Origin of the sequence: Rahnella aquatilis CIP 78.65 = ATCC 33071, from assembly GCF_000241955.1 — a bacterium.
Lineage (GTDB): Bacteria > Pseudomonadota > Gammaproteobacteria > Enterobacterales > Enterobacteriaceae > Rahnella > Rahnella aquatilis.
The window spans coordinates 256,938-276,628 of record NC_016818.1 but is presented as its reverse complement, the minus strand read 5'-3'; the positions used below and the strand labels follow the sequence as shown (position 1 = coordinate 276,628).

Genomic DNA, 19,691 nt, shown 5'->3' with positions numbered 1-19,691 from the left:
GATGAGATGACCAGCCTGATTCAGGTTCGCGACAGTCTCGCACTGGTCGGGCGGGCAGATGCCCGCCAGCTCAGTCATCAGCTTAATGCGCCACAGCCGCTGGTGCAGGCGATGCTGGAACGGCTGGTCGCCATGCGCAAAGCAGAAGTGGTCGAAGCCGATGACAGTTGTCTGAGCGGCAGCTGTAAAAGCTGCGCCGACGGCAAAAATTGCCTCACGGTGAGCTATCAGCTCATCCAACACTGATTCAACGCCTTTCATGATAGCCGCGTCGCGGCTATCATCTCTCCTCGTTTACGCCCCGCAGGAGCCTGCATGATCGACAGTGAAATCACCTTCCGTAAACTTGAAATCTTCCTCGCTTACATGGAAAAGCAAAACATCACCCGCGCAGCCGAGCAGCTTGGTCTGAGCAGCGTTAGCGTGCATCGCGCCCTGCATTCGCTGGAAGAAGGTTTACGTTGCCCGCTGTTTATCCATCGTGGCCGTAATCTGCTGCCGTTGCCTGCGGCTGAAGCACTGCTTGAGCACGCGACGCAGGTTATCGAGCAAATGGAACACGGTATCCTGGCGACCCGGCGCGCCGCCGGTTTTGGCGACAAGCGGCTGAAAGTCGGCACGTTATATTCGCTGACACTGGAAACCATTCCGCGCCTGATCATGGGGCTGAAACTGCGCCGTCCTGAGCTTGAACTGGAACTGGTGATGGGCTCTAACAATGATTTACTGCACAAACTGGAAGACGGTCAGCTGGATGCCATCCTGATATCGACCAGTGATTCCAGCGTCGATGCCCAGCGTTACGATCAGTTGCCGCTGTTTCAGGACGATATTTTCCTCGCGGCCCCGGCCAGCGCAGAGCTGGCTTCGGAAGGCACAGCGGATTTACGTGATTACAAACAGAAGAAATTCGTGTCCCTGGCCGAAGGGTTCGCCACCTATCACGGCTTTCAGGAAGCCTTTCAGGTCGCCGGTTTCGAGCCGGACATCGTGACGCGGGTGAATGATATTTTCTCAATGCTGAGTCTGGTACAGGCGGGTGTCGGTTACACGCTCATTCCGGGCAGGATGAAAGGCGTGTATGAGAATACGGTGAAATTACTGCCCCTGGCCGAAGCCTACCAGATGCGCCAGACCATCTCACTGGTCTTCCCGCACAGCCGCGAGCACGATCCGAACCTGCTCGCCCTCGCAGCCGAAAGCCGGATGTATGCGCTAGCGAGCAGAAAGCGCTGACGCATTCGTATGGGTAGCCGGTTTAGCGATCGGCTTTCCCACGATTAAGCCCTCAATGGAAATATCTTCATCCAGAGCATCCCAATGCAAACCATAAGCACTGGTTTCGCAATCCTGACGCTGTGCGGGTGTTGCGTTCAGCAGAGCAGGAAATTGCGCCAGCGGCACTGTCAGGATCTGGCCATCTTCAAGAGTCACCCACATTGTACTTTCATCAAAACGAACACTTTTAGGCGAAATATTCATTCCATGCTCCTTGAAATAGTGTCTGATAAACGTTAGTTAACGTTATAATTTCCCTGACCTCTTTGGCAGAAAAACCTGTCTGGCGACATATGGCAACAGGTGAAAGCCATAGTTTGGCTTCTTTCTGACCGGATCTTACATGAATATGATGCGGTTCAAGAGGATTTCCTTCATTGGAATAGAAGAAAAAACGGTAATTTTTAAAACGTAGTATCACTGGCATGGCGGTGACTTCCCTGTATAAACGGTCCGATAAAAACAAAAAATCTTTCACTCAGGAAAGGCTTTTATTCCGTAGCATCACCAACCTATCATGCCTTTAATCAGCGTTCGTTTTCCCGTAACCGTGTTGCGAGACGTGCCGCAACCTGCATGCCCGACTGGCATAACGACAACGCTTCGCCCTGCTCCATCGCGCGGCGGGTCAGGCCGGTCAGCACCGCGCCAGGGGGCATTTCTATCGCCAGCCGCACTTCGCGCTGGTAGGCCGCCACCATGGCGTCCCGCCAGTTGACGGTACGCGCCATGTTCATCGCCAGATCGTCGGCGATTTTCTCCGGCTGCCAGTAAACACGCCCCGTCGTTCCGCTGAGATAGCCGCAGGCCGGACGGGAAATCTGAATATTTTTAAACGCTTCCACCAGTTTCGCCGCAGGCTGATCAAGCAGTGCGCAGTGTGACGGCACACTGACAGCCAGCTGATGCGTTTTCTGCGCGCCCCGGGCTTTGGCGAGCTGCATCACCTGCGCCATCGCGGCGTCGCTGCCCGCAATCACCAGCTGATCTTCCGCATTAATATTCGCCAGATACACCGGTGATGTGGGGCTGTTGACCTGAGCCACCAGATCTTCAACCTGCATCTGACGCAACCCGGTGATCGCCGAAAGGCCAAAGCCCTGCGGATAAGCCTGCTGCATCAGTTCGCCACGCAATGCCACCAGCCGGATGGCATCATCAAAATCGAGCGCACCCGCCATCACCGCGGCAGGAAACGCGCCAATCGACAGCCCGCTGCAAAAATCTGCCTCAATACCTTCGGCCTGACATTGCTTCGCCCAGACCACACCGGCAATCAATAAACACAGTTGTACCGCGCGGGTGGAACGCAAGGCATCGGCGGTGTCGAGCAACAGAACGTCTTCACCCAGCGCGAGACTGGCCTGTGCAATGAGGGAATCCGTGAGCGGATTATCCGGCAGGCGATGCAGCATATGCGGCACCTGCGGCCCCTGGCCGGGGAAGGTAAATAAGATTTTCATCGTGCTCCTTGCTTCTTTTTGCGGGTATCAGTCTGCCGGAGGTTGCCACGGGTCGCGCACCAGCAACGGGCCGGACGCCGTTTTCAGCATGATGTCACCACCGCGCAGCCATTCGCTGAGGGCAAATCCCCCCTGCGGCGTAGTGATCTGAACATCAGCGCGGCAGGGAAGCCGCTGAAGCTGGTCGTAAAAATCAGAAAAAAGTGAAGAGTCCACCGGCGTGTCGCAACGCACCAGTAAATCAAGATCGCTGTCGGCGTGCATCACCGGCAGGTCGCTGACCAGCGCGAAGGCGCAACTGCCCGTCACGCCCCACGGGAAAGGCAGCTTCAGGCTGCATAACGTAATCAGCGCCTGCACCGGTTGCTGTGACACAAACGGCGAGTGCAAAAGCGCGTTAACGTCGCTGACCAGTGATTCCGGTGTGACGACCCGCTCCACCGCCGCCGGGTCAATCCAGGCGGCGGCACGCTGAATGCGGGTCAGGCCGCGAATGCCCACAGGAATTGCGCCGTCAGCACGTTTATCACGACGCACCACCAGCGGCAGCGCAGTGCGCCAGCCGGTGTTTACCCATTCGGGTAAAACGTCGTCACTCTCAAGCGCAGAACGGTCACGGATCCAGACAAAATCATGGGCACGCGGGTCACACATATTCAATCCTTCTTAAATCAATGCAATGCAGCGGTCAGTGAGATAAACAGCGGCAGGGTCACGATACACAATACGGAACTGATCAGCAGTGAGGCTTCTGCATCAGGAGACTGCACGCCGAAACGGTTACCGAACACGATACCGAAGAAACCGGCAGACAGTGCAATCATCAGGATCGCGGTCACCGCAACCTGACCGCTCAGGCCAAAGGCCAGAACCAGACCCCAGGCGATGAACGGCTGGACCAGATTTTTCGCCACACAAGACAACAGCACCGGACCGTTAATTTTCAGTTTACGGGCTGACAGAATCACACCCGTCAGGAACAGCGCAGACGCGGTCGCTGACAGACCCAGCGGCTTGATCGACGCCAGGAAGATTTCCGGCATTTTAATGCCAATCGCTGACAGGATCACACCCAGCAACGGTGCCCAGACGATCGGTTTTTTCACTGAACGCCACATCAGAACCGGCAGCAATGCCAGGGAAGACCCCTGATTTTCGCCACTGAGCCGCGCTTTTTCACGTTCCAGAATCAGCAGACAGAACGGCGTCATCAGCACAGAACCGCAGGCGATAGAGACCGCAACGGACAGCGATGTTGACGGCGCATCACCCAGCACGCTGCTCAGAATAGGCAGACCCAGTGCCGCATAGTTTGGCAGTGCGACGGTCAGCGTCAGAACGGCAGCGTCCTGCGGAGACTTTTTGAAGACTTTAGTGCAAATAAAGTAAATCGCCGCATAAGTGATCCACATGGCCAGAACCAGCACCAGAATCAGCGGTGACTGCTCCACAATGCCCGTCCACGGGGTCTGTACGGTGGCTGCAAACAGCGCAGCAGGTAAAGCAAAATCCATCACGAAAATATTCAGTAAAGAGACATTCTGGTTATCCACCATTTTCGCTTTCCCGGCGTAAAATCCGAGGATCATGATGACGAAAATAGGGGCAAGCGCGTGCAATATTACGTAAGTCATAGCGTTTTTCCTGAGGCAAAAAATGATTGCTCAGTCGGCGCCGGTGCGATGGTTTTTTTAGTATGACAGTCCAGTTGCAGACAACAGCAGGCCCACACCCTGACGGTATGTCAGGGCGGGAACCCGCAATGCGGCTGCGTCACGCTGTTTGCAGGTGCGTTACCGGTTGAGACTGAAAGTGGTTAATGAATTACCATTCCTGACGCATCTGCTGGCGAACGCGCTGCGAACTTGCGCGGTTTTCTGCACCCAGACGGTTGCTGAGGCTAACGCCTTCTTTGCGTGCGTCCTGAATGTTTTGCCAGACAGCGTTTTCTACGCTGCTGATGTCATCGGGTGTGGCGTTGTCCGGGTCAGCGATGTCGAGTAATTGCGACAGCAGGCCCAGCGTGGCGTAGTTTTCGATGTCGTAAGCCATCGGCGGGATGGTGGCCGCCAGTTTTTCCAGCGCATCCACAGAACGTAAGGTGATACGGGCGGCGGATTCTTTGCCCATCGCATGGATCATGACGCCGTTGTTTTTGAAGGCGATCAGTTTATTGGCCTGATAACCGTGCGCCAGAAATGCGCCCGACATCGCTTTGCCGACAATCAGCCCGATCACCGGATGCCCTGCCAGACGGGCTTTGGCGTAAGCGCCTGCGGCACCGGCCAGCGCCTGATGGATCCCGAACGCTTCTTCGCGACGACCATAAGCCTGGCTTGGTACGTCAATCACCGCCACGATGGCGCGTTTGGTGCTGGCATTGGCGTCAGCGTCAATCACGTCGCTGACCACTTTTGCCAGGTTCCAGCCTTCGAGCAGACCGACTTCGCCGCCCGCTGCACGCGGATACTGGTTATTTTTGTCCGGCACCACGGCGATGAAACGCACAGGCTGGTCATTCATTTTGCCGTCAGCCGCTTTTACGGAAGGGCAAAGACCGGCAACCGGTGTGGCGTCTTTGGTCAGTTCAGCGAACCAGTAATCACCCCGGCTGACTGCGTTGTTATTTACGTTGCTCATGCGCGATCCTCCCGGTTAAACAAGACTTCCGTCACTTCACGGCTGGCCTGCTGCGCGGTGTCAAAACCGGTCAGTTTTGGCAGGTAATACTCATAGTTATCCGAACGATGGGTCACCGGAACGCCTTTTTTCATGAAGCCCAGCATGCTGTCTTTCACTTCAGCGAGGGAATCTTTCACCAGTGCATCGACAAAACCGCTGTGATAACGCACTTCGCCACCGGTCATGCTCCAGATAAACGGACGGTCACGGGAATCGTATTCATCGATACCGGCTTCCTGTTCGATAACCTGCGGACCGTTCAGCCCCAGACGCGCTTCCCGGGTGACAATCAAATAGCTGCACAGCGCGGCGGCAATCGACATCCCGCCAAAGCAACCGACAGTACCGGCAACCACGCCGATCACCGGCGTATAGCGGCGTAAATCCACAATGGCGGCGTGAATGTCGGCGATGGCGGCCAGGCCCAGATTGGCTTCCTGCAAACGCACACCGCCGGTTTCCAGCAGCAGAACCGCCTGTGTCGGAATGCCGTTGCGGTTATCTTCTGCCGCCATTTCCAGCGCAGCGGCCATTTTGGCACCAGACACTTCGCCCATGCTGCCGCCCTGGAAGCTGCCTTCAATTGCCACGACCACAGCGGGCTGGCCGTTAATCTGACCTTTGGCAACGACCATGCCGTCATCGGCCTGCGGGACAATGCCCTGCGGTTCCAGCCACGGCGACATAATGCGTTCGAACGGCCCGAGCAGTTCACGGAAAGTCCCTGCGTCCAGCAGTTTGCGGGCGCGCTGACGGGCATTAAGCTCGATAAAGCTCTGATCCTGAACGGAAGTATCAGTTGGCATGTTCAGCCTCCTCAAAGACCTGTTCGATACGCAGACGGGCAACCCCGGGTGTGGCACCAAAATCATTGATGTCCAGACGCCCGGCCGGTAATTCGCGCAGCGCGTTCAGACGGTCAAAAAAGTGTTGCCACAGACTGTGGCTGCCGTCGACAGAGGTGGTCACCGTAATTTTCAGTGCACTTGTTGTTTGTGGCTCATACAGCGCTTCTAAATCGCCGGAACCTACCACACCCGCCTGGGCGTGATCTGCCAGCGGTTTGGCCGCCGGATAACTAAATTCAAAACGTTCCATAACACCTCTTTGTACTGATGTTAGTTAATGCGTGTCCGGTTCAGGCCACGCTGACGCGGTCGAGGAACAGTGTCGCAGCCAGTAAATCAGCCGCCCCTCCGGGAGATACGTTATCGGCCAGCATGCGCTGTTCGAGATGACGCAACCGTTGTTTGCCCGCCATCGTGCTGGTGCCACCGGCTTCCAGCACGGCCTGCGCGCCCTGATGCATGGCTTCCAGCGCTGGCAAACCACCGCGTGACAGCACGCAGGTGTCGGCCAGTGTGCTCATCACCGCCAGTAAAGCATCGACCTGTGCTTCGCTTTCGCTCGCACCACGTGCCCGGCTGTGATGAAGCTGCGGCAATGCACAACCAATAATGTGCGGGAAACCGCTTTGTGCCTCTTCGCGGGCACCCGGTACCTGATAACGCTGTACGGCGTGCGAACCTTTACTGAATTTTTTCGGGCTGAAAGCGTCGGGCAACACCGCAATTTTCGCGGCGCGCTGCGCAATATGCAGCGGCAGTAAACGTTCCGGCTGCATGGCGACGGCGCTGACCAGCAACCCCATCGCCCAGATAGCGCCCCGGTGAGTATTCACTCCGCCGGTTTCCGCCATCATCTGCGCTTCTCCCGCACGGCCTAAACGTCCCACTTCCTGACGCAGGGCGATATCCGCCGGACGCTGCCAGCTGTGTAAGGCCAGCAAATAGAACGTGGTCGTCAGGCTGCGCGCCGAACGCACCATCAGATCCAGACTTAAATCCTGATGAGCCCCGGCACTCCGGCTGTCTACCAGCCCCGGTTTCGGACTTAGCCGCGCTTCGTCGATCAGCGCCTGCGTCGCCGTTTCTGCCAGCCTTTCGGCCAGTTCTTCCGCTGTGAGCACAGCGCCAATCGTTAAAGTCTGCGGCATCATGATCACCAGCTACGGAATTTGGCTGGCGGGTTATACAAACCGCCGGACCAGTCAACCAGTTCGCTCACGCTGCCAGCGGCCAGTAATGAACGGGTGGCGTCGGTGCGGCGAATGCCCATGTCTTCCGGGAAGACCACCAGTTCCTGACGGCGCAGGTCGGCGACGCGTTTGGCGTCAACCCCCAGACCGATGTCAGTAATACCGGCCACTGCCGCCACCATCGCACGGCGCTCTTCAAGAGAACGGGCGCGGTAAAGATAGGCGATACCTTCTTCGGTCAGCACGTGGGTCACGTCGTCGCCGTAAATCATTACCGGGGCCAGAGGCATACCGGATTCTTTACCCACATCGACGGCTTCGAGTTTCTCAACAAATGTCGGTTTGCCACCGGCCTGGAAGGTTTCCACCATCTGTACAACCAGTTTTTTGCCGCGTGCCATCGGGTCCGGCTCTTCAATCATGTCGAGCCAGGCTGGCGTGGAGTGACGACGACCATGCGGGTCATGCCCCATATTTGGTGCGCCACCGAAACCGGCCAGACGCCCGCGGGTCACGGTGGAGGAGTTCGCCAGTCCGTCAACCTGCAAGGTGGAACCGATGAACATATCCACCGCGTACTGGCCTGCCAGCTGGCAGAACGCACGGTTGGAACGCATGGAGCCATCAGAGCCGGTGAAGAACACGTCAGGACGGGCGCGGATGTACTCTTCCATCCCCAGTTCGCCACCGAAGCAGTGAACGGTTTCCACCCAGCCGCTTTCGATGGCCGGGATCAGCGTCGGATGCGGGTTCAGTGTCCAGTGTTTACAAATTTTACCGCGCAGACCGAGCTGTTCGCCGTAGGTTGGCAGCAGCAGTTCGATGGCCGCAGTGTTAAAGCCGATACCGTGGTTCAGCGACTGCACGTTGTGCTTCGCATAGATGCCTTTAATGGCCATCATGGCCATCAGCACATGAACCGGTTTAATCAGGCGCGGGTCACGGGTAAATAACGGTTCAATGAAGAATGGCTTGTCGGCCACGACCACGAAATCGATCCAGTCGCCCGGAATATCCACGCGCGGCAGGTCGGTTTCTTCATCCACCAGTTCGTTAACCTGCGCAATCACGATGCCGTTTTTGAAGGCGGCGGCTTCAACCAGCGCCGGGGTATCTTCCGTACTTGCGCCGGTGTACAGATTGCCTTTGCGGTCAGCTTTGAAGCCCGCGATCAGGGCAATGTTCGGCACCAGATCAACATAAAGTCGGGAATACAATTCGATGTAGGTGTGGATCGCACCGATTTCCATCTGACCATCTTCCAGCAACTGCGCGATACGCAGGCTTTGCGGGCCGGAGAAGGCGAAATCGAGCTTGCGGGCGATACCGCGTTCGAAGAGATCCAGATGTTCAGCGCGGCTGACGCTCGGCATGATCATATGCAAATCATGCAGCTTTTCAGGATCCACTTTCGCCAGTGAGCGGGAAAGAAAGTCAGCTTGTTTTTGGTTGTTACCTTCCATCACCACGCGGTCGCCGGAGGCAATCAGCGTTTCGAGGATAGGGATAATTTTATCTGTGGGTAAAACTTTACCCTCTGCCACGGAACGGACACTGTCGATACGCCGTTGTTTTTCTTTGCGGCGGGTGTCCCACACTTTCGTGGTCTGCGGATGTTGCGGCATGCCAAACCTCCCTGGGTTGAGCTTGCTGAATGCTTCCCGGCGTGATGTCACAAGAGGACGTTGGGAAGTTCAGTCAAGTGGCGGTTGCATCACATTTGACCTGTTTTGATAGCCTGCTAAGTGTAAGCAGCGCAGAATATTCCATCAATTAAGCGGCCTGACACTTCGTTACTCTGAGAGTAACGATCTGACGTATTTCATTAAAAACAAATTGATACAGAACAAGGAAAGAGAAGGAGCGCACAGAAAACGGGAATAAAAAAGGGATGCACAAAGGCATCCCGGGGTTCAGAGCAGCATAAAAGCGATTATTTGAAGACTTCAGCCGTTGCGGTGATTTTCTTCTTCTCCTGAGCCGCAATCACCACATAGTATTTGCCGCCCTTTTCATCAGCCAGCTTGGACAGTTCTTCTTTCGCATCCATTGGCGCAGTGTATTCATTGCTGGTCGTGACCACGCCCAGGCTGGTGTAACCCTTATCTTTGGCTTCTTCTTTCGAGATCATCTCTGCCGCCATCGCGTTGAGTGAGAATAACCCCGTCAGAATTGCCGCAACGATAATTTTGTTTGATTTCATGACATTACCTCTAAATTGGATGAATAGTTCTCAAAGAAAGCAGTCAAGATATGAACAGCGGGTGTATCTGCGCTGGCATGACCTTCATGGTTAAACGCCAGTAAACTCCCCAGAGACGCAAACAGGCTCGCGTAATAACTTACGCCCACCTTTCACCCCGTCATTATCGGCTTAAGTATTAGTCACCCTTGGGAATTAGCCAGAAAATTGAAAAAAATATTTACATTGGTTTTCAGTCTGTAATCAGGAACTGCCCGACAAGCTCACAAAACATATCCGGATGGGAAATAAAAGGCGCATGCGCTGCCTTTTCAACGATTTCCGAGCGGGAACCGGGCAGAATCGCATCCAGCAACGGCACCATTTTCCTCGGCACCAGCCCGTCGAGCGCGCCGTAAATACGCAGGATTGGCAAGGTCAGTTGGGTCATCGGCTGGCGCAAATCCACGTTGCGTAAAATCTCCAGCCCGCTATTGAGCACGGCAACCGGCGGCATCGGCAGGTTCAGGACAATCGATTTAAGCAGTCGTGCATCCTGACGGGCGCTGTCGCTGCCCAGCGTCTGCAACGCCAGAAAACGTTCAACCGTGCGCTGGAAATCTTCACTGAGTTGATGTTGAAAACCCTGCAATACGTCCGGGCGGATCCCCGGCCAGTCTTCATGAGCGACAAAACAGGGCGATGACGCCACGGTAATCAATTTTTCCACGCGCTGTGGCGCACTCAGGGCTATCTGGCTGGCCACCAGACCGCCCAGGGACCAGCCAAGTAATGAGGCTTTTTCCGGCATCGCGGCGAGAACGGTCTCTGCCATGTCTTCCAGCGTCATGGCCCCGAAACCCTCACTGCGACCATAGCCCGGCAGATCAATCAGATGCAGACAAAAATGCGGCGCAAGTCGCTCAGCCGTGTAACGCCATACTTCGGCATTCAGCCCCCATCCGTGAAGCAGCACAAGATGGCGATTTCCTTCGCCGATAGTCTCCCGGTAAAGCGTATTCATAGCGTATTGTCCGTGTCTGTCTGATTGGCAAAAGGAACCCGCCACTATGCTAACAATTGCCAGCCGCTGTTGGCTATGCCAGTGTCCGTTGCATCTCCCGGTTCAGGGCATTTGCAGCCTGTGCATGAAATATCTGCCAGCCGCACCCCCCTGCTGCCTGCGCTGCGGATTGCCCTCTTCCGGAGGCAATACCGACTGCGGACGTTGCCTGTTAAAACCGCCACCATGGGACGCGATGATCTTCGCCAGCCCTTATGAAATGCCGGTGAGCGGGCTGGTTTTGCGGTTCAAATTCTCCGGAAAACCGGAGCTCGACACCACACTCGCCCGTTTGCTTTTGCTGCGCTGGCAGGAACGCTACCGGATGAACAATCTGCCGAGACCGGACGTACTCCTCAGCGTGCCGTTACATCAGAAACGCTATTTCTCGCGTGGGTATAATCAGAGTGAATTGCTCGCGAAGCCGCTGGCGCGCTGGCTGCATTGTGAATATCTGCCCGATGCCCTGAGCCGTGACCGGCGCACACCGCCGCAGCAAAGCCTGACCGAACAGCAGAGAAAGTGGAACCTGCGAAAAGCGTTCACCTGCCATGCCAGCCTGCGCGATAAGCATGTGATGTTGCTCGATGACGTGGTCACGACCGGCAGTACGGTGCGGGAAATCAGCAAAATTCTGCGTAATCATGGCGTTGCTTCGCTGCAAATAGCCTGTATTTGCCGGACTTTACAGGCATGAGCACGTGCTGCTAACACACTGGCAACGTGAAGGGTGACGGGTAAAAACAAAGGGCGTATTATAACCAACTAGAGTAGTCAACTATTGAGCGAATGTTATGATCCTTATTACCGATGCTGCCCAAGAGCACTTTGCCAAATTGCTGGCAAACCAGGAAGAAGGCACCCAAATCCGCGTATTCGTGATCAATCCCGGTACGCCAACCGCAGAATGCGGTGTCTCCTATTGCCCACCTGACGCTGTGGAAGCGACGGATACCGAACTGAAGTTCGAGAAACTGTCTGCTTTCATTGATGAATTAAGCGCGCCTTATCTGCAGGATGCTGTAATCGACTTCGTCACCGATCAGCTCGGTTCCCAGCTCACGCTGAAGGCACCGAACGCTAAAATGCGTAAAGTCTCTGACGATGCGCCGCTGATGGAACGTGTTGAATATCAGTTGCAGTCGCAGATTAACCCGCAGCTCGCCAGCCACGGTGGTCGTGTTTCCCTGATGGAAATCACCGATGATGGTATCGCCGTTCTGCAATTCGGCGGCGGTTGCAACGGCTGTTCAATGATTGATGTCACCCTGAAAGACGGCATCGAGAAAGAACTGCTGCAAAACTTCCCTGAGCTGAAAGGCGTTCGCGACCTGACTGAACACCAGCGCGGCGAGCACTCATTCTACTGATTTCCCGCTGATCAGCAGGAATGCAAAAAGCACCCTTCCGTTGGGTGCTTTTTTTATGCCTCCGATCCGGAGATGCCATTAATACCCCCCAACCCTCCCCTTCAGGGAGCCGCTCCGCCCTTCAGATCCGGCTTTCAACTCCCCCCGGCGAAGGGATGGAAGGCAAGCGGGTTTAGCTCCTTCCCCTGCGAAGGGGGAGCCGGGGAGAGGGTTTAGCAGACGACGCACAAGCCCGCCGCTGATTCAAATCACTGAGCAGCGCATCGATATACTCATCAGCAAACATCTCCTCCAGCGTTCGCGTCAGTTTGCGCCGCCAGTTGGGGTATTCGGTATTGGTACCCGGCACGTTCACCGGTGTGGACATGTCCAGCCAGTCCTCCGGTTGCAGGCCCAGTAATGCGCTGGCACTGCCCGCCAGATAACGTTGCAAACCCCGGTTGAGCAGCGGCATCATTGGCATGTTTTCAGCACTGCGGCTGATCGATTTCGGCACGCAACCAGTCCGGTGCAACGCGTCCAGCAAACCCTGCTTGCTGCGTTCCCGCTCACCGCGCAGTTTTTCCAGCACGAGCGGATCCGGGTACACGCCCAGAGAGGCGCCCAGCGTTAAATCGGCACCTTCCCAGTAGCCCCGCAACGTCGGTAAATCATGCGTGGTAACCGTCGCCATCGCTTGTGAAACATAATCTTGCGGCGGGCGGTAAAGAAAGTTTTTATCATGCTCGAAATACAATACTTTGTAGGAATACACCCCGCAGTCACGCAGGCTGGCAAGAATTTCTTTCGGCACGGTGCCCAGATCTTCACCAATCACCATGCACTGATGCCGCTGACTTTCCAAAGCCAGCACGCCGAGTAAATCCTCCAGCGGATAACGAACATACGCGCCGCTGCCCGCCTCCTGATCCGCCGGTATCCACCACAAACGCAGCAACCCCATGACGTGATCGATACGCAGTGCACCGCATTCCGCCATATTTGCCCGCAGTAAATCAATAAACGGCTGATAGGCACGGGCTTTCATTTCGTGGGGATCAATGGGTGGAAGCCCCCAGTTTTGCCCCTGCGGCCCGAGAATATCGGGCGGCGCGCCGACAGTGGCATTCAGGCAATACAGCGCCGGATCGGACCAGGTTTCCGCACCGCCTTGCGCCACACCCACGGCCAGATCACGGTACACGCCGATCGGCATCTTCAGCTCAACACTGCGCTGATAACATGCGGAAAACTGCGTCTGCGCCAGCCATTGCAGCCACTGATAAAACGCAACTTCGCTGGCGTAACGCTCACTGAATTCACGCACGTCTGCACTTTTCGCATCACGATAGGCCTCCGGCCATACCGGCCAGCCCCACTGGCCCAGATCCAGATCGCGCAGATGCACATGCAATGCATCGAACAGCGCCTGTTGCCGCAGACTCTCACCGCCAAGTTCGACAAATTGCCGGAAATCCTGCTTACGCGGGCGGCTTTCCGGCAGACTGCAAAACAACTGCCACGCCAGTTTCAGCGCCGTCAGTTTCAATTCAATCACCTGCGGATAATCGACAAACTCAGTGCTGCGCGCCTGCAGTAACGCCTCACGCGTCTCATGAGAGTGCCACCAGCGTTGCGCCTCACTGCTGGCGGTAAACTCCTCCACGGCATTCACATCAATGTAGGTCAGATTCAGCCAGCGGCGGGACGACGGGCTGTACGGGCTGGCACTTTGCGGATTCGCCGGATAGAGCGCGTGTATCGGATTCAACCCGACGAACGCCCCGCCGCGCAGGCCGATTTCCTCGACCATTTTTTTCAGGTCACCAAAATCGCCTACGCCCCAGTTATTCTCCGAGCGCAGCGTATAAAGCTGGAGGGTCGCGCCCCACAGTTTTTCCCCTGTCAGCAATGCCTCAGGCTCATAACAACGCGGCGGCACGACGATGATCCGGCAGGGCCAGACGTTGCCGTTTTGCGATAACGTCAGTTGGTGATAACCGGTGGGCAGCGCCGCACCAAGATTCAGCACGGTACCGGCCGGAATTTCGCCCTGCGTCTGGCTGCCATTTTCCTGCGTCAGTTGCCAGCTAAACGCACCACTGACTTCCGGCGTCAGCAGCACCTTTTTGCCTTGCGTAAACACGTTGACCGGCGGCACAGGCGTGATTTCCGGCACGTCAGCCGGATCACGCCCCATCGCCGCCAGCAAGGCGACGCGCGTATCATCTGACACCGTTTCCACGTCATCCGTCATATTAATGAAACTGTCTACAATGCCTGCCCGGCGCGCGGCCTCAGCGAGTTGCTTGTCCTCCATGTCGGCTCCTATCGTTTGGCCTGCCAGATGCGCTGCTGATAATCGCGGATGGAACGATCGGCGCTGAACATGCCTACACGTGCCGTGTTGAGCAAGGTACGGCGTGTCCATTCATCGGCATTACGGTAAAGCGCATCGACCTGTTTTTGCGCCTCGCAATAGGAGGCAAAATCCGCCAGCACCAGATACGGATCACCGCCGTCGAGCAGGCTGTTCAACATCAGATCGAAGGCTTTTTTGTCGCCACTGGCATAAAAACCGCTGGCCAGTTCGTCGAGAATGGCTTTGAGATGTTTGTCCTTTTTCACCAACGCTTTCGGCTTGTAGCCTTTTTTAAGCTGCGCTTTCACTTCATCGACCGTCAGGCCGAAGATAAAGATGTTGTCCTCACCGACCTGTTCGGCAATCTCGACGTTTGCGCCATCGAGCGTACCGATAGTCAGCGCACCGTTCAGCGCCAGTTTCATATTGCCGGTGCCGGAGGCTTCCTTACCTGCGGTGGAAATCTGCTCCGACACGTCCGCCGCCGGGATCATCAGTTCGGCCACCGAAACACTATAATCGGGAATGAACACCACTTTGAGACGATCGGCGACGATCGGATCGTTGTTGATCTTCTCCGCCACCTGATTGATCGCATAGATAATGTTTTTGGCGAGGTAATATCCGGGCGCTGCCTTCGCACCAAACAGGAAAACGCGCGGCACGATGTCAAGTTTCGGGTTATCGCGGATCTGGCGATACAGCGAAAGAATGTGCAGCAGATTGAGATGCTGACGTTTGTACTCGTGCAGGCGTTTGATCTGCACATCAAAAATCGCGTCGGGATTGAGGCGGATCCCCATGCGCTGCCAGACGTATTCCGCCAGCCGGACTTTGTTATCATGTTTGATTTTGCGGTACTGCTTGCAGAATTTTTTGTCTTTGACGCCGTCTTCCAGCCCTTTCAGCAGATCCAGATTATTGACCCAGGTGTCGGTTTTCAGCCGTTCATCAATCAGCGCCGACAGCGCAGGATTACATTGTTTCAGCCAGCGGCGCGGCGTAATGCCGTTGGTCACGTTGTGGAATTTTTCCGGCCATAGCTGGTAATACTCCGGGAACAAATCTTTGACCACCAGATCGGAATGCAGCGCCGCAACACCGTTCACCGCAAACCCGGCGACCACGCAGAGATTGGCCATGCGCACCTGTTTGTCATGGTGCACGGCGAGTTTCGCCCAGACCGCCTCATCGCCCGGCCACTCTTTGCTGACCTGTTTCTTAAAGTTGGCGTTGATCTGTTTGATGATCTGAAAATGGCGCGGCAGCAAACTGCGTACCAGACGCTCATCCCAGGTTTCAAGCGCTTCCGGCATCAGCGTGTGGTTGGTATACGCGAAGGTGCGGCTGGTAATATGCCAGGCGTCATTCCAGCTCAGCTGATGTTCGTCGATCAGCACGCGCAGCATTTCAGGAATGGCGATAGTCGGGTGCGTATCATTGAGCTGGATGACTTCATAATCCGGCAGTTCGCTGATTTTTCGGCCATGGAAATGATGACGCCTCAGGATATCGGCCACCGAGCAGGCACACTGGAAATACTGCTGCATCAGACGCAGGCGTTTACCGGCCTGATGGTTGTCATTCGGATACAACACTTTGGTGAGTTTAGCGGCGTCGATGCCCTGTTGTTCGGCTTTCAGAAACTCGCCATCATTAAATTTTTCCAGATCAAACGGATGAGGATGCGTGGCCTCCCACAACCGCAACGGTTGCGTGATACCGTTGCGATACCCCATTACCGGCAAATCCCAGGCTTCACCGCGCAGGATAAATTCCGGTTCCCAGCGTGAAACGCCCTGCTCATTTTTCACCATTTTACCGCCAACACCGACGCTGACGGCCAGCGCACTGTTGTGGCGAAACCACGGATATTCGCTGCGGTGCCAGTCATCCGGCGACTCTTTTTGTTTGCCGTCAACAAAGCGCTGACGGAACAGTCCGTACTGATAATTCAGGCCATAACCGATACCGGGCTGCCCGACGGAAGCCATCGCATCGAGATAACAGGCCGCCAGTCTCCCCAGACCGCCATTGCCCAACGCCGGGTCAATTTCTTCTTCCAGCAGGTCGGTCAGATTGATATCAAAGGGTTCCAGCGCAGCGGCAATTTTTTCATACCAGCCAAGATTAATCAGGTTGTTGCCGGTCAGGCGTCCGACCAGAAATTCCATCGAGATATAATTAACGTGGCGGGTGATTTTTTTGCTTTTGCTGCTGACCGACTCGCTTTGCGCAGGAAGCTGCTCTGCAACGGCGGCACTGACCGCGTGCCACCACTGGTGCCGGGTCATATCTGAAGCTGAGGTGAGTCCGAACGCTTGCCACTGGCGGGTGAGCGCCGCCAAAAAAACATCCTGCTTGAACGTGATCTTCGACATAGGGCAGTCTCTTTTCTGTCTGAGGGGACGGAATGCTTCCGTGAGAAAAAGTGTGATCTCGCTATCTATGTATAAACCCTATGCTGGAAAAATGCTCACTGCGGGGGAGGGGAAACGCTCGATCGGCTCCCTCCCCTGCGAAGGGGAGGGTTGGGGTGGAGTTTTAATGGCATCTCAGTCGCGGCTATTTCTGCCCGTAATACGCATCCGGCCCGTGTTTACGGCTGAAGTGTTTGTGCAGCAAATAATCATCCATCGGGGTTTGGTCGCGCCGGATTGAACCGGTGATCCATGCCATTTTGGCAACTTCTTCCAGCACCACGGCGTTGTGTACCGCCTGCTCCGGCGTGGTTCCCCAGCAGAACGGGCCGTGCTGGGCGACCAGAATGCCGGGCATATGCAGCGGATCGATGTTCGTCAGCGCCGTGGCGATCACTTTGCCGGTTTCCAGTTCGTAATCTCCGCTGACTTCCTGACGCGATAAAGGCCGTGTGCAGGGAATGGCACCGGCAAAATAATCTGCATGTGTAGTGCCGAGCGGCGGGATGGCAATCCCGGCCTGCGCCCATGACGTCGCACAGGTCGAATGGGTATGCACGATACCGCCAAGTTGCGGGAAACGGGCGTACAGCTCGAGATGCGTTGCCGTATCTGAAGACGGTTTGTAACGCCCTTCCACGACCTCGCCTTGCAGGTTCAGCACCACCATATCGCTGGCCTGCATTTTCCCGTATTCCACGCCGCTCGGTTTGATCACAACAATACCGCGTTCGCGGTCGATACCGCTGACGTTGCCCCACGTAAAGGTCACCAGGCCAAAAGCGGGCAGCGCCATGTTGGCGTCAAACACGCGTTGTTTCAGTGCATCCGTCATCGGGTTTCCTCCATGTTCAGCCCGGCTTTTTGCATTTTATCGATCACCCAGGCACGGGCGTTGCGCACTTCCTGCATCGGATCGGCGGCGGTTTCGCTCCACATTTCGATCAGGTACGGCCCGCGATAACCACTTTTTTGCAATGTTTCAAAGCAGCGCTCGAACTTCACCACGCCACTGCCAAACGGCACGTTTTTAAATACGCCGGGCTGTGTGTCCTTAACATGCACGGCGACGATATGCCCCGCACCGCTCGCCAGCTCCATCTGCACATCGTTGTCCCATGCCGACAAATTGCCGATATCCGGATAAAGCTGAAACCACGGATTGTTCAGATAATGGCTGTAACCCAGCGCTTTGCTGATGGAATTCATCAGCGGGTAATCCATGATTTCCATCGCCAGCGTGACCTGCGCACGGCTGGCCATTTCAACCGATACCTGCAAACCGTCGCGAAAACGCTCGCGGGTATTTTCATTGGCCTGCTGGTAATACACGTCATAACCGGCAAGCTGGATCACACGAATGCCGAGATCCTGCGCCAGCACGATGGCCTTGCGCATGATTTCCAGGCCCTGATTGCGGGTTTCATCATCTTCTGCACCGAGCGGAAAGCGTCGGTGCGCGCTCAGGCACATCGACGGAATGCGGATGCCGGTGTGGGATATTGCCTCCACCACCAGCAGACGTTGCTCCCGTGACCAGTCAAGCCGTGCCAGCCGGTTGTCGGTTTCATCCACCGACATTTCAACGAAATCGAAGCCCAGCTCTTTCGCCAGTGTCAGGCGCATCAGCCAGTCTTCTCCCGCAGGCAGGGCTTTTTCATAGATACCGAGTGGAACGGCTTTATGCATCATGCGGTGTTCCTTAGCCCCAGAGCTGGCGAATGGATTTTTTGAACTGACGGGCTGCATCAACCGGATCTTTGGCGTCACGGATGCTGCGACCGGCGATAAAGACATGCACCGGAATGTCTTTAAACAGCGGTAAATCTTCCAGCGCCAGCCCGCCGGTAATGGTCACTTTGAAGCCCATGGCGGAAAGGCGTTTAATCGCCGAGATATCGGCATCACTCCACGCCACTCCGGCGGCCTGCGCGTCGCGACTGCGGTGATAAACCACCTGCCCAATGCCTGCGTCATGCCATTCCTGCGCCTGCTCCCACGTCCAGTAACCGGTCAGTTCAATCTGCACGTCGCCGTTGAATTCTTTCGCCACTTCCAGCGCACCTTTGGTGGTGTTGATGTCGGCACAGCAAATCACCGTCACCCAGTCAGCATTGGCTTCAAAACACATGCGCGCGAGGATTTTCCCGGCGTCGGCGATTTTGGCATCAGCCAGTACGATTTTTTCCGGATACAACGCCTTAAGGTCACGCACCGCGCGCACCCCTTCGGCGACACACAAAATAGTACCGACTTCGATGATGTCGACTTCGCCGGCGATCAGGCGCGTGGTCTTGTAAGCGTCGTCCATTGACTGGTTATCCAGCGCCACCTGCAACATAGGTAATGAATGAGACATAATAAATTCCTTCTGCTAACGAATTAGTGAACCGCCGTGGCGGAGGTCAGGTCGATCAAATCCAGCACCTGTTGCGCGGTGGTACAGGCGCGCAGGCGGTCAAAATTGGCTTCATCATCAAACAGGTTCACCACCTGCATAATGCCCACTTCCTGATGCGCATTGGCATCCACCGCCGCCAGCGTAATGAGGATGTCCACCGGATCGTTATCTTCATGGTTGAACACCTGCGGCTTTTTCAGCGTCACCAGCGCAAAACCGGTTTTAATCACGCCTTCTTCCGGGCGGCCATGGGGCATGGCAAGTCCGGGTGCGATCACGAAATACGGCCCGAAACGTTCGACGCCGTCCAGGATCGCCTGGTAATAACGCGGTTCGACCACACCGGCGCTGACCAACATATCGACGCCGATTTTTACCGCGTCCTGCCAGGTTTCTGCCTCTGCATTGAGGCAAATCGAGTTGTTTTCGGCCAGCGAATCCCGCAGTTTCATG

At 55.8% G+C, this 19,691-nt stretch carries 22 protein-coding genes; 4 read left to right on the top strand and 18 right to left on the bottom strand.

Features of this window, described 5'->3' with window-relative positions; translation table 11 throughout:
* Window positions 1–6: 6 nt before the first annotated feature.
* Together RAHAQ2_RS01245 and RAHAQ2_RS01240 are read left to right on the top strand one after the other, a co-directional pair.
* Window positions 7–246, top strand: a complete 240-nt coding sequence (locus tag RAHAQ2_RS01245) for a FeoC-like transcriptional regulator (RefSeq protein WP_014333516.1) — start codon at window positions 7–9, stop codon at window positions 244–246.
* A 69-nt stretch (window positions 247–315) separates the two neighbouring features.
* Window positions 316–1,236, top strand: coding sequence for a LysR family transcriptional regulator (locus RAHAQ2_RS01240; protein WP_014333515.1), 921 nt, complete (start codon window positions 316–318; stop codon window positions 1,234–1,236).
* Here the strand turns inward: RAHAQ2_RS01240 and RAHAQ2_RS01235 are convergent.
* From RAHAQ2_RS01235 to bioH, 12 genes are all read right to left on the bottom strand, one after another.
* The gene (locus tag RAHAQ2_RS01235; protein WP_014333514.1) at window positions 1,216–1,482 is read right to left on the bottom strand and encodes a DUF2442 domain-containing protein; all 267 of its coding nucleotides are present in this window, start codon (window positions 1,480–1,482) and stop codon (window positions 1,216–1,218) included. The genes RAHAQ2_RS01240 and RAHAQ2_RS01235 overlap by 21 nt on opposite strands.
* Window positions 1,466–1,705, bottom strand: coding sequence for a DUF4160 domain-containing protein (locus tag RAHAQ2_RS24730; protein WP_014333513.1), 240 nt, complete (start codon window positions 1,703–1,705; stop codon window positions 1,466–1,468). The genes RAHAQ2_RS01235 and RAHAQ2_RS24730 overlap by 17 nt, the downstream gene beginning before the upstream one ends.
* Before the next feature lie 100 nt (window positions 1,706–1,805).
* Window positions 1,806–2,741, bottom strand: coding sequence for a malonate decarboxylase subunit epsilon (gene mdcH, locus RAHAQ2_RS01230; RefSeq protein WP_014333512.1), 936 nt, complete (start codon window positions 2,739–2,741; stop codon window positions 1,806–1,808).
* Between the two features lie 27 nt (window positions 2,742–2,768).
* Window positions 2,769–3,395: a malonate decarboxylase holo-ACP synthase gene (locus RAHAQ2_RS01225; RefSeq protein WP_014333511.1), complete on the bottom strand. Its 627-nt coding sequence runs from the start codon at window positions 3,393–3,395 to the stop codon at window positions 2,769–2,771.
* Between the two features lie 17 nt (window positions 3,396–3,412).
* Window positions 3,413–4,375 (bottom strand): AEC family transporter, encoded by a 963-nt coding sequence (locus RAHAQ2_RS01220; RefSeq protein ID WP_014333510.1) that lies wholly within the window; start codon window positions 4,373–4,375, stop codon window positions 3,413–3,415.
* Between the two features lie 190 nt (window positions 4,376–4,565).
* Window positions 4,566–5,381, bottom strand: coding sequence for a biotin-independent malonate decarboxylase subunit gamma (gene mdcE, locus RAHAQ2_RS01215; protein ID WP_014333509.1), 816 nt, complete (start codon window positions 5,379–5,381; stop codon window positions 4,566–4,568).
* On the bottom strand, window positions 5,378–6,229 hold the full coding sequence (locus RAHAQ2_RS01210; RefSeq protein ID WP_014333508.1) for a biotin-independent malonate decarboxylase subunit beta: 852 nt from the start codon (window positions 6,227–6,229) through the stop codon (window positions 5,378–5,380). The genes mdcE and RAHAQ2_RS01210 overlap by 4 nt, the downstream gene beginning before the upstream one ends.
* Entirely contained in the window at window positions 6,219–6,521 is a 303-nt protein-coding gene (locus RAHAQ2_RS01205; protein WP_014333507.1) for a malonate decarboxylase subunit delta, read from the bottom strand. Before RAHAQ2_RS01205 ends, RAHAQ2_RS01210 begins: the two co-directional genes overlap by 11 nt.
* A gap of 40 nt (window positions 6,522–6,561) precedes the next feature.
* Entirely contained in the window at window positions 6,562–7,419 is an 858-nt protein-coding gene (locus RAHAQ2_RS01200) for a triphosphoribosyl-dephospho-CoA synthase (protein ID WP_037040700.1), read from the bottom strand.
* A 5-nt stretch (window positions 7,420–7,424) separates the two neighbouring features.
* A complete protein-coding gene (gene mdcA / locus RAHAQ2_RS01195; protein ID WP_014333505.1) occupies window positions 7,425–9,086 on the bottom strand; it encodes a malonate decarboxylase subunit alpha in 1,662 nt (553 codons plus the stop codon).
* Window positions 9,087–9,394: 308 nt separating this feature from the next.
* On the bottom strand, window positions 9,395–9,664 hold the full coding sequence (locus RAHAQ2_RS01190) for a YdgH/BhsA/McbA-like domain containing protein (protein ID WP_014333504.1): 270 nt from the start codon (window positions 9,662–9,664) through the stop codon (window positions 9,395–9,397).
* Between the two features lie 232 nt (window positions 9,665–9,896).
* Entirely contained in the window at window positions 9,897–10,667 is a 771-nt protein-coding gene (bioH, locus tag RAHAQ2_RS01185) for a pimeloyl-ACP methyl ester esterase BioH (protein ID WP_014333503.1), read from the bottom strand.
* Window positions 10,668–10,713: 46 nt separating this feature from the next.
* Between bioH and gntX the strand changes: the two genes are divergently transcribed.
* Together gntX and nfuA are read left to right on the top strand one after the other, a co-directional pair.
* Window positions 10,714–11,403: a DNA utilization protein GntX gene (gene gntX / locus RAHAQ2_RS01180; protein ID WP_014333502.1), complete on the top strand. Its 690-nt coding sequence runs from the start codon at window positions 10,714–10,716 to the stop codon at window positions 11,401–11,403.
* Window positions 11,404–11,500: 97 nt separating this feature from the next.
* On the top strand, window positions 11,501–12,076 hold the full coding sequence (gene nfuA / locus RAHAQ2_RS01175) for a Fe-S biogenesis protein NfuA (RefSeq protein ID WP_014333501.1): 576 nt from the start codon (window positions 11,501–11,503) through the stop codon (window positions 12,074–12,076).
* A gap of 172 nt (window positions 12,077–12,248) precedes the next feature.
* Here the strand turns inward: nfuA and malQ are convergent, their stop codons facing one another.
* The 6 genes from malQ to ulaC form a co-directional block, all read right to left on the bottom strand.
* Window positions 12,249–14,375 carry a 4-alpha-glucanotransferase gene (gene malQ / locus RAHAQ2_RS01170; RefSeq protein ID WP_014333500.1) on the bottom strand — a complete coding sequence of 709 codons (2,127 nt, stop codon included), beginning with the start codon at window positions 14,373–14,375 and terminating at the stop codon, window positions 12,249–12,251.
* A gap of 8 nt (window positions 14,376–14,383) precedes the next feature.
* Window positions 14,384–16,798 carry a maltodextrin phosphorylase gene (gene malP / locus RAHAQ2_RS01165; RefSeq protein ID WP_014333499.1) on the bottom strand — a complete coding sequence of 805 codons (2,415 nt, stop codon included), beginning with the start codon at window positions 16,796–16,798 and terminating at the stop codon, window positions 14,384–14,386.
* 184 nt (window positions 16,799–16,982) lie between these two features.
* A complete protein-coding gene (locus RAHAQ2_RS01160) occupies window positions 16,983–17,672 on the bottom strand; it encodes an L-ribulose-5-phosphate 4-epimerase (RefSeq protein ID WP_014333498.1) in 690 nt (229 codons plus the stop codon).
* The gene (locus tag RAHAQ2_RS01155; protein WP_014333497.1) at window positions 17,669–18,529 is read right to left on the bottom strand and encodes an L-ribulose-5-phosphate 3-epimerase; all 861 of its coding nucleotides are present in this window, start codon (window positions 18,527–18,529) and stop codon (window positions 17,669–17,671) included. Before RAHAQ2_RS01155 ends, RAHAQ2_RS01160 begins: the two co-directional genes overlap by 4 nt.
* A 10-nt stretch (window positions 18,530–18,539) precedes the next feature.
* Window positions 18,540–19,196 carry a 3-keto-L-gulonate-6-phosphate decarboxylase UlaD gene (locus tag RAHAQ2_RS01150; protein WP_014333496.1) on the bottom strand — a complete coding sequence of 219 codons (657 nt, stop codon included), beginning with the start codon at window positions 19,194–19,196 and terminating at the stop codon, window positions 18,540–18,542.
* A 23-nt stretch (window positions 19,197–19,219) separates the two neighbouring features.
* On the bottom strand, window positions 19,220–19,690 hold the full coding sequence (gene ulaC, locus RAHAQ2_RS01145) for a PTS ascorbate transporter subunit IIA (RefSeq protein ID WP_014333495.1): 471 nt from the start codon (window positions 19,688–19,690) through the stop codon (window positions 19,220–19,222).
* Window position 19,691 lies beyond the last annotated feature (1 nt).